Below are 866 nucleotides of genomic sequence, written 5' to 3' on the forward strand. Positions count from 1 at the left end.
AGCGAGTACTGAGTAGTGATCTATTCACTATTCACTATTCACACTTACAGCCCCAGCCAGTCGAACCAGCCGCCCTTCTTGCCTTCCGCCTGTGCCTTGAGGCGGCGCTCCTTCTTGTATTCGTCCTCGCCGAGTTCGTTCTGCGGCGCGGCATCGGAGGGCTGGCGATAGGCAAGCGGCGGCTCGCTCAGATATTTGCGAGTGGTCGGGTCGCCCTGCTTCTGCTCGGCAAGCCGGCGCTGGATCTCGGCGGTGCGCGTAGCGCTGGAATCATCGGGCGACCAGCGTGGCGGGTGGCTGGAGGCCGAGTCAGCCATCGCCTTCTTCACCGACGCGGGATCGGTCTGGACATCCTCGACGGCTTCCGGCTGGTAATTCGGATCGTTCTGGTGGGCGGTGGCGTCGGCGCGGATGCGGGCGCGGCGCGCCTCGGGCGATTCGGGCCACTCGGTGCTCGCCGTCTCGATGCTTTCCTGCGGCGGCGGCAGGTTTTGCTTCTGCCCCGGCGCGGGTTTCACCAGGTCAGGGCGCGGCTTGTAGTCGATCGGAGTGCGGCGCTTCGGCGTGATCGAGGCCGCGCCCGAAACGTCGTCGAAGAGCTGCGCGGCTGCCGTCTTGTCGGTTCCGTAGGTCGGCGAGCTCATGCAGCCCGACAAGGCGATGGCCGATACCACAAGCGGCGCCACCAGCGCGGCGCGCGCGAACGTTCTGTCGGTCATGCCAAAAAGTCCCACTCTAACTGCCTTTCGGTCGCCACCGGCCAAGGGCACGGTCCCCTTCTTCCCCGCACTTGCGACGGAAATCCGGCGACAATTTGTCTGCCGGAGTGTCGCGTGTTTACCTCAACCACTTGTTAAGGGCAACGC

At 64.9% G+C, this 866-nt stretch carries 1 protein-coding gene; it reads right to left on the bottom strand.

What is annotated here, in order from left to right; genetic code table 11:
• Positions 1-44: 44 nt before the first annotated feature.
• Positions 45-719 carry a hypothetical protein gene (locus tag EOA24_RS39715; protein WP_126083161.1) on the bottom strand — a complete coding sequence of 225 codons (675 nt, stop codon included), beginning with the start codon at positions 717-719 and terminating at the stop codon, positions 45-47.
• Positions 720-866: the final 147 nt, after the last annotated feature.

It is taken from the genome of Mesorhizobium sp. M2A.F.Ca.ET.039.01.1.1 (assembly GCF_003998035.1).
Classification (GTDB): Bacteria; Pseudomonadota; Alphaproteobacteria; order Rhizobiales; family Rhizobiaceae; genus Mesorhizobium.